Consider the following 9,568-nt stretch of genomic DNA (forward strand, 5'->3'; position numbering starts at 1 on the left):
GGCACTAGCGGCCATGACCGCCGTGGCCAACCACCGGGCAGACTCGTTGATCGCCATCATGGCTCTTCCCGCCACGGCTCCCCCCGCAAGCCTCAGCCGGTTGCAGCAGTCTGGACGAGAGCCGTAGTGGCTCTTACCTGCATCATTGGGACGCGAACGACACGATCTTCCGACGTGGTAATCCGAGCAACTGATCGTCACCGTGAACACGTTCAGCCAGGCAGAAGTGTCTGACCTCGCCCTTCTCGGATTTCGGTGGGAGCATCGCACCATGATCAATATCCATCGTCACTGGATCGCGCCGAACTGTCGTGATATTAAGACACTCCCGGGTCCTCTTGTAAAGAGGAGACACTAAGTGAGTTGAGGTGAATGTCAACGACACCGAGACCGGCGCAGCTGGCATTGAGCCAGTTCGTGCACGAGCGCAAGGAGCAGGGCCTGAGTTATCGGCGTATGGCGGTGCGCGCGATCGACCCGGTGACCGGGCAGACCCTGGGGTTCCAGTGGATCAGTAAGCTTGCCGCTGGCCAGGTGGCCAAGACCCCCGAGCCCTGGCAGATGCGCGCCCTGGCGACAGCCATGGACGTGTCCGAAGACTTGGTGAAGACCCTGGCGGCCCGCCAGTGGCTGGAGTACGAGATCAGCGAGGTCCGCCTCGGCTCCGATGAATGGATCTTGTTCCGGCTCGCGCGTGACCTTCCTGACGAGGACAAACGCATGCTGCGGCGAATGGCCGAGGAGTTCGTCCGCCGTCAGAACCGACGCTTGGATGAACCACCCGACGCCGGCACGGGAACGCAGCCGCCCTGACGATTTCGGGCAACCGAAACCACAGACTGACACACCCCGCAGTCGCAAAACCATGATCGATCAAGACCTGGAGTTGCTGCAACTGCGAGGTGACCAATGAGCATCCCCGCGCGATTCATCCGGGTGAAACCGGATGACATGGACGATCGGCTCGGCCCGGTTGTGGTCCACCGGACCCCCGCCGCATGGATCTTCTACTGCCGGGCGGACAAGATCACCGAAGAATTGGCTCTGGAGTTCGAAGCGCTGGCCAACCGCTACTCCCAGGCCACCGTTTCGATCACGACACCGACTGAACCGAAAACCCGTACCCGCATGCACCGGCTCTCCGCCGACCAGATGCCGGCACCGCTACAGCCTGCCGTGGTCAACCTGCGGGGCCGATACCTGACGACCTACGTTCGCTCCGATCTGATCAGTGAAGACATGGCCGAGGCGATGGCGGAGATCACCGCGGAACAACACCGGTACGGGCGCCGCCTCCCGGTGATCGGCCCTTCCGCTGACCCATGATCCACATCCATCACCCACCCAGGACGGAGCATCCATGCCGCCGAACGCAGCCATTTGGGGGGCTCGAAATCGCCGACACCAACGCCCCCATCGACACATCTGGTGAACCACATGGTGAGGCCGCACAACTGCTACGGCACATCCTGGCGGTTACTCAGACGTGGACCCGTACCCTGCCTACCGGTATTGCGTCAGCAGGCCCTCGTCTGGGCCGCCAGCGCGGGTTGAGGCGTCATGTCCCGGCACAGCGCGGTAGAGACGCGCTACGCCACCTGCGTGAATTTGTCCGCCTTTCCGTGACCCTCACGTCCCCACGGTCACAGAATGGCACCGGCCACTCACTGTAGGATCGGCGATGACTCGGCAACGGCACACCGCCACAGTCTCTCAGCTCGGCCGCCGCACTGCCTGGCTGCACAGCCTCGGCGCGGCCATGCTGTTGGCCGCCGGTGTGATCGGCCTGCCCTGTCTCCTGATCGTGGTGACCGGATCGCCCATCCCCCGCCACCCCCCCTCGTTCACCGACATCGGCACGACGCTGTTCCGCCGAGCAGACGAGACACTGCTCTTGGCAACGGTCAAGTACCTAGCGTGGACCTGCTGGGCCGGCTGGACATTACTGGTGTTCACAGAGGCCACCGCCCAGATCGTCGGCGGAGCCGTACCCCGGATCCCTGGGCTTACCGGTCTGCAACGAAGCGCCGCCGTCCTGGTGGGGAGCCTAGGCATAGCCGTCATCGGAGCCACCGCGCCGATCAGCCGAACGATCATGCCTTCCCCGGTGGACCCCGGCACGGCGACTCCCGCGCCGCCCCCGCCGACCATGCCCCCCGCACGGGCTGCCACCGCACCACTGCCGTCAACTAACGCCCAAGGGGCAGCCGGCCGTGTCACCAGCGACCTCGCCAGCGCAGCTGAGCACTTCTTTGGACACCACTCCCAACCAACGGGGACGATTCGCTCGCTCCAGCAGCACCACATCGTCGTGCAGTTCGCCTTTGACGCCACCCACCTGTCTCGCCCCGCACAGGACGCCATCAAGCAAGCCGCCCGCCACATCCGCGATCAGGGCGATCCTAGGCATCCGATCACGATTGTCGGCCACACCGACGCGGTCGGCCCCTCTTCCTACAACCAGCGGCTGTCGCGCCGACGAGCGGACGCCGTGCGCCAAGCACTTTCCCGGGCTCTCCCACGCGAGTACATGTTCCAGGTGAGCGGCAAGGGCGAAACCGTCCCCCTTGCCGCGGAATCACACCCCGACGGCAGCGACAACCCCACGGGCCGAGCCCGCAACCGCCGTGCGGAGATCACCTACACCGCGGCCGCGTCTGCCAACCTGCCTTCACCTCACCCCTCACCATCACACCCTACGAACCCGCCCCGGCCATCCCCGCAGCCACCAGCGACCGAACCGCCTACCCCTCCGGACCCCGACACGTCACCCCACGGCGGCGTTCACGCTCCCTCCACACCGGCACCCCCGACAGCGGCAACGGCGTCGTCATCACCCGACAAGGAGCCGAACACGCCCATCAGCGTGCCGCTACCCACGGGCGCGCTCGTCGGATTGAGCCTGGCCGCCGCCATCAGCATCGCCGTCGCCGCTGCGCGGCTGCATCGACGCCGCCGCCGAGTCCCGGCCCTGGATCACCTCGCAGTCGGCGAATCCGAGCCGGCCTTGCCCCCGGCGATTCGGATCCTGCGCAAAGCCCACCTGGACACCTACGCCGCCATTGGTCAGCCGCCACCGTCGGACGTGCAATTGGTCGATGCCGCCTTCACCACCGAGGCGCCGACCCACCTCACGGTCGGCGTCCGCGACGATGAACAGCTCACCGTGGCCCTGTCCGGGCTGAGCGTGGGACTGGACGGCCCCGGCGCCACCGACGTCGCCCGCGCAATGGCCACCGAGTTACTTGCCGGCGCCCACCGCTCCCGGGTCGAACTGGTGACCACGCGCCGTGCCGCCATGACCCTGTTCACCCTCGCCAACGACAACCCAGACCAACTCGCCAACACCGTTCCCGGCCTGGTCGTCACCCCCGACCTGGATACGGCACTACGCCACTTGGAAACCGAGGTCGTGCACCGTGCCCGCATGATGAACGACCACGACGCACCCCACGTGACCGCGTTGCGAGCCGCCGACCCCGCCGAACATCTGCCGACCATCATGCTCATCGCCACAACCCACGACGCCGAACGCTCCACCCCGACCCTGAACGCCACCCTGCAACTCGCTGGACGCTACGGGATCGGTGGCGTCTTGCTCGGCCCCTGGCCGGCAGGCACCACCTGCCGCATCGACACCGACGGCCAAGTCCTGGACGCCGAAGGCCCACACGCCGACACCTGGGCCAACGCGCGGCTCTTCCATCTGACCCCGGCCGATACCGCTGAACTACTCCAGACCATCCGTGCCGCCCGCGACGTCGACGAAGCCGCGACCGCGCCGCCAGCCGAGGATGCCGTACCGCCCCAAGCTTCCGACGAACACCCGGCCAACACACCAGCCACTCTGCAGCTGCCGGATGTCAAGGACGAGCGGACGTTGTGCCCCGTACGCCTGTGCATCTTCGGACCGGTCAGCGTCGAGACCACCGACGCCAAGATCACCACAGGCCTGCGCCGCATCTCCCGCGACCTCCTGGCCTTCCTCGCCCTGCACCCCGAGGGCGCCACCCGCGAGGAAGCCATCGACGCGATCTGGCAAGACCGCGACCTTCGCGGCGGAAGCACCATGTTCCACACCGCGGTCAACAACACCCGGCAAACCCTCCGCAAGGCCACCGGCCTGCGCGAGCCGATGTTCATCACCTACGCCGCCAGCCGCTACCAACTGGACCACAACCTCATCGACGTCGACCTCTGGCACTTCCTGCGCACCCTAGAAACCGCCGCCAACGCCGCAAACGACCCCGACCGCATCCCCTCCCTACGACGCCTCGCCGACCTCTACACCGGTGAACTGGCCGACGACCTCACCTACGAATGGGCCGAACGCGAACGCGAACGCATCCGCCGCACCGCCATCGACGCCCTCGTCCGCCTCGCCAACATCCTCAAGACCAACCACCCCGACGACGCCCTGACCGTGCTCGAGCAGGCCTTCGACCACGACCCCATCTCCGAACCCCTCGCCTGCGACCTCATGCGCCTGCAAGCCCACCTCGGAAACCTCGACGCCGTCCGCCGAACCCACCGACTCCTCGCGTACCGCCTCAACGACCTCGACATCGACCCCGCCCCGGAAACCGACCGACTCCTCGCCGACTTGTTGCGCCGCCGCAAATCTCCACCGCACCCACCCTGATGCGGATGAACGTCCAGCCCGGAGCCACGGAGCGCCTGCACCTCAAGCCCATGTTCGGCTGGGGCGCCATGGCAACCGTCCGTGACTGCGACCTGGCCTACCTCACCATCCGTCCCGTCCCACCCGCGGACGGCGGCAACCTCTACGAGGTCGGCGTTACCGGCCACGGCCCCGTGGCCTCGACCTTGCGCACCAGGTAGCCGACGAGATCCGAACCTGGGACACCCGATACCGGCCCCGCAATGTCCACTTTGAGATCGAAGACGCGCCCGCACCGTCCGACCCCGACGCAGGCCGCTTCGTCCTGGACCGGCCGCACCAGCCCATCACCATCATCTGGGAGCAACACCGTGGACGCCGCAGAAACGGCGCTCCGCTGGGTCCCGCTCGTGGCACGAGCCCGCCCTGCGTGCACCCCCTCGAATCCCGAGTGGCGGCGATCTGCTCCCTCGCAGAATCCGTGGCACGGTCCCAGGACCAAGCCGTCGCATCCACCGTCCACAACCAGGCGGCCCTCCTGGCATCCGACGTCGGGATACCGGCCCTCGCACGCGAACTCTGCCACCGTCACGCCACGCTCTACCTGCGCGGCAGCCCGCTGGACGCGAGAGCCGCCCGCCGAGCGCTCGAACCACTGGTCAATCTCGCCCGGATTCAGGTCATCGCAGGTCCCGGCGGTGCGATCGTCGAAGTTCGGGGCGATGCCCGGCCGTGCTCACGACTTGACGACCACCCGCCTATGGGACGTCCGCGTGAACTGCAGGCCACTAAACTCCGCATCCTGGCGGAAGAGGTATCAACGAGCCGTTCTCGGTCGTCACAACGCCGTACTGGCGCGATGGCGGGTTGCAGCGATTAGGCTAGTCCGGCATCTATCCCCCTGACTGGCTGATGTGCGGGTGCGACAAAGGAATGTCGAGGCTGGAGATGACCGGAGCGCCCACGCGGATCGGCCGATACGCCGTGGTCGAAGAGCTGGGCTCGGGTGGCATGGGCGAGGTGTATCTCGCCTACACACCCGCGGGCGACCCGGTGGCGGTGAAGCTGATCCGCGGGGACAAGCTGAACCCCGACTCGAGGGCTCGCTTCGAAAAAGAGGCCCAGATCGCCCGTACTGTGATCGGCACTAATCGAGTTGCGCGGTTCCTCGATGCTGATCCGTTCGCGGATAGACCGTGGTTGGCGATGGAGTACGTGGCAGGACGCACGCTTCTGGCATGCGTTGACGATGACGGGGTGTTGCCGCTGCCGCTGGTGGCCAGCCTCGGCGCGCTGCTCGCGGAAGGGCTGCACGCAGTGCACGAGGCGGATCTACTGCATCGGGACTTGAAGCCGCAGAATGTCATCATGGGCCGCGAGGGCCCCAAGATCATCGACTTCGGGCTCGGTGCCTTTGCAGACGCCTCACAGGATTCCCTGTCGCACAGCGGCATGATCATCGGGACGGTGCGCTGTATGCCGCCGGAACAGGCGAGCGGCCACCCGCGTGTGACACCGGCCGCCGACGTGTACGCGCTGGGAACGGTTGTGCTCTATGCGGCGGCCGGCCACTACCCGTATGACGGTCTGCGTTGGGAAGCTGTCGCGGCCCAGGTGACGAATCCCAAGATCGGTCCGGATCTGAGTGGCGTTCCTGAGGTATTGCGGCCCCTACTCAGTTCGATGCTCGCCCACAGGGCTGAGGATCGGCCGACGCTTGATGAGGTCTCCGATAGGTGCGGGCAACTGCTGCAGGCCGCCGGTCAGACACCGGCCGAAGCGCGGCTGGCGCTGATCGCCCGCACGACAGGGGGCGGCGATCCGACTTCGTCCAAGGAGCTGCCGTCGCCTTCGGTCGAGCAACTGCTTGCCGATCAGGCCGAGACCGATGATGGCTCGGACCTGGTCGGTCCTCTCGACAGTCCGCCCGGACCGGCGGACGAAGACGATGAGGCAAAGGACGAGGAGCGGGCAGAGCCGCTGCCTGGAGGAACTGGACCGGCGCCGAGTCCGAAGACTCAGCCGAAGACCCGTCGTGGCCGGCCGGTGGCCTCCAAGCTGGTCGCAGATGGGTTGCGGACGGATTACGCGGTGGATCCGGCGCTTTGAGCACTGTCGGCGCCTGGTGGGAAGCTTGGTGGACGAGGGCTTGAGGTGGGCGTAGCTGCTACGTCCATTCGTCCGGTGGGTGATCGGTGGCACGTGCACCAGCGCGGTATGAAGGGATCGGAGCGGACGTTGAGCGTCGAGGCGGAAGCGGTGGATGCCCAGGATGGCGCGGTACCGGGTGCCGTGCGGTCCGGCGGTTCCCCGGCTGAGAGGGCGGCACCGGCCTCGGCCGGGTATGCCCCGGGCGCCCAGGTCCTGATCCGCGACGAGCTGTGGCTGGTGCGCAACAGCGTGCTCACCGCCCATGACGGCTGGATGCTCGAAGTCACCGGCATCTCCTCGTTCGTCCGCGGCCTCGACTCTGTCTTCTACGACGGGTTGGACACCGTCAGGGTGCTGGACCCATGCGAGACCGAACTCGTGGCGGACGATTCACCCAGCCACCGGCGGGCCCGGCTGTTCCTGGAGGCGGTCATGCGCAAGACCTTCCTGCCCCAGACCCAGCGTGGGCTGGCCTTGGCGGACGGCTTCCTCATGGACCAGCAGGTCCACCAGCTTCGCCCGGCCGAGCTGGCGCTATCGATGAAGAATGCGCAGCCGCGAATCCTCATCGCGGATGTGGTGGGCTTGGGCAAGACCCTGGAGATCGGGGTGTTGCTGGCGGAGTTGATCCGTCGCGGACGGGGTGAGCGCATCCTGGTGGTAACGCCGCAGCATGTGCTTGAGCAGTTCCAGCGCGAGTTGTGGACCCGGTTCGCGATTCCCTTGGTGCGGCTGGACTCGACCGGTATCCAGCGGGTTCAGCAGGACATCCCGGCTGGACGCAACCCGTTCGCCTACTTCAAGCGCGCGATCATCTCCGTGGACACGCTGAAGAGCGATGTCTACGCGCACCATCTGGAACACACCGATTGGGATGCGGTCGTCATCGACGAGTCTCACAACCTCGTCAACCGCGGCACCAAGAACAATGCGCTCGCCCGCCTGCTGGCCCGCAAGACCGACGCGCTCATCCTGGCCTCGGCCACCCCCCACAACGGCGACCCCGGCTCGTTCGCCGAGCTGGTCAGGATGCTGGACGAGGCCGCGATCGCGAACCCCACCCAGTACGAGGTGAAGGACCTCGACCACCTCTACATCCGGCGGACGAAGACGACGCCGGAAGTCCGCGACTCGCTCAAGGGCGCCTGGGCCGACCGTGGCCCTTCTCAGCCTGTCCACGCGCCGGCCCGCGAGAAGGAACTCGCCGTCTTCGCGGAGTTGATCGCTCGGTGGATCCCCGCTGATCCAGATACTCCGTCCGCCAGCAGGCATCAGCTCGTCCCGTACCAGCTGTTGAAGTCGTTCTTGTCGTCGCACAAGGCCTTGCTGGAGACCATCGATACACGGATCGGCACCTTGGACAAGCCGCGCCCCGACAAGCGCGCAGGCACCAAGGGGCAGCCCATACCCGCCGATCCGGCGGTTCGTGAGGCCGAGCGGAAGGCTGAGCGGGCTGCGCTTGTCTCTCTGCGGCAGCTCGCCGAGCAGATCGGCGACCGGGATTCGGCAAAGCTGGCCGCGCTGCTGGACGAGCTGCGCGCGCTGGGGGTCGGGCCGGGTTCGGACACGCGGGTAGTGGTGTTCTCCGAGCGCATCCCGACCCTGCGGTGGCTGGCTGAGACCTTGCCGGCAGAGCTGGGCTTCGAGCGCACCGGCAGCCCTGACAACAAGAAGCCATGGCTGGGCTTCGGCGGCGCTGTGCAGGTCATGCACGGCGAGGCCAATTCCGACGAGGAACAGCGCGGCATCGTCGAGCAATTCGGGCTACGCGACGACCCCGTGCGCATTCTGTTCACCGGCGACATCGCGTCCGAAGGTGTCAACCTGCACCAGCAGTGCCACCTGCTCGTCCACTACGACCTGCCTTGGTCGTTGATCCGCATCGAACAGCGCAACGGCCGCATCGACCGCTACGGGCAGGAGCGCCCTCCCCAGTTTCGGGCACTGGTCCTTACCAGCGACCTGCCGTGGCGTACGGACGAGGCCACCGGCCGACCGCGCACGCTGGACGACCGGCTGGTGGGCGAAAAGCTCCTCAAGCGAGAGGAAGAGGCGCACAAGATCGAAGGATCGGCCGAGGCCGTCACAGGGCTGTACAGGGCGAAGGAAGAAGAGGACCGCCTGACCCTGGACTTGATCACGGGCCACACCGTCGAGGAGTCGATCAAACAATCGCAGAGAGGTGGCGCGGCCTTCCTGTCCGGGCTGCTCGGCCAGGTCGGCGCGGTACCCGAGCATCCCGACGTGGCCCGCGCGCCGGATCTGCGGCTATTTCGTTCCACGGCCGACTACTTCGACGAGGCGCTACGGCAGATCTGCCGCCCCAACCCGGAGGACATGCTGTCACTGCGTCGCGACGACGACGGCACCATCGCCTTCCAACCGCCCGGCGACCTCCTCTACCGGTTGAAGGCGCTGCCCAAGTCATACTTGGACGAGCAGCACATCTTGCCGCGCAAGGCCGAGCCGGGCCGGATGCGGATCACCTTCTCCAAGACCCTCGCCGGCAAGCGCTTGACGGCCGCACGGGAGACCTCCAAGTCTCAGTGGCCGAACGTCTCCTACGTCACCGATGTCCACCCGGTCCTGGACTGGCTCACCGACAAAGTGCTCGTCGAGATCGGCCGCCACCAGGCCCCCGTACTGGCCGCCGCCGTTGACAGCCCCACTGCGCTTCCCCTGAGATCGTGGAGACCGAACCTGGGAGAAGGTTGGGTCGTTGGATACCGAGAGACGCTCGTTCGATCCGGAGTTCCGGGCCGGAGCGGTGCGCATCGTGCAGGAGACCGGCAGGCC

At 66.7% G+C, this 9,568-nt stretch carries 6 protein-coding genes; all 6 read left to right on the forward strand.

Features of this window, described 5'->3' with window-relative positions; translation table 11 throughout:
* The first annotated feature begins 417 nt into the window (after positions 1–417).
* The gene (locus tag ACTWPP_RS43310; RefSeq protein WP_443110308.1) at positions 418–813 is read left to right on the forward strand and encodes a hypothetical protein; all 396 of its coding nucleotides are present in this window, start codon (positions 418–420) and stop codon (positions 811–813) included.
* A gap of 96 nt (positions 814–909) precedes the next feature.
* A complete protein-coding gene (locus tag ACTWPP_RS43315) occupies positions 910–1,326 on the forward strand; it encodes a hypothetical protein (protein ID WP_443110309.1) in 417 nt (138 codons plus the stop codon).
* A 355-nt stretch (positions 1,327–1,681) separates the two neighbouring features.
* Entirely contained in the window at positions 1,682–4,642 is a 2,961-nt protein-coding gene (locus tag ACTWPP_RS43320) for an OmpA family protein (RefSeq protein ID WP_443110310.1), read from the forward strand.
* Between the two features lie 5 nt (positions 4,643–4,647).
* Entirely contained in the window at positions 4,648–4,842 is a 195-nt protein-coding gene (locus ACTWPP_RS43325) for a hypothetical protein (RefSeq protein ID WP_443110311.1), read from the forward strand.
* A 727-nt stretch (positions 4,843–5,569) separates the two neighbouring features.
* Entirely contained in the window at positions 5,570–6,730 is a 1,161-nt protein-coding gene (locus ACTWPP_RS43330) for a serine/threonine-protein kinase (protein WP_443110312.1), read from the forward strand.
* A 129-nt stretch (positions 6,731–6,859) separates the two neighbouring features.
* Positions 6,860–9,568: SNF2-related protein (locus tag ACTWPP_RS43335; RefSeq protein ID WP_443110313.1), on the forward strand; the 2,709-nt coding region annotated here is incomplete at its 3' end.

Source organism: Actinomadura sp. 3N407 (genome assembly GCF_052245875.1).
Lineage (GTDB): Bacteria > Actinomycetota > Actinomycetes > Streptosporangiales > Streptosporangiaceae > Spirillospora.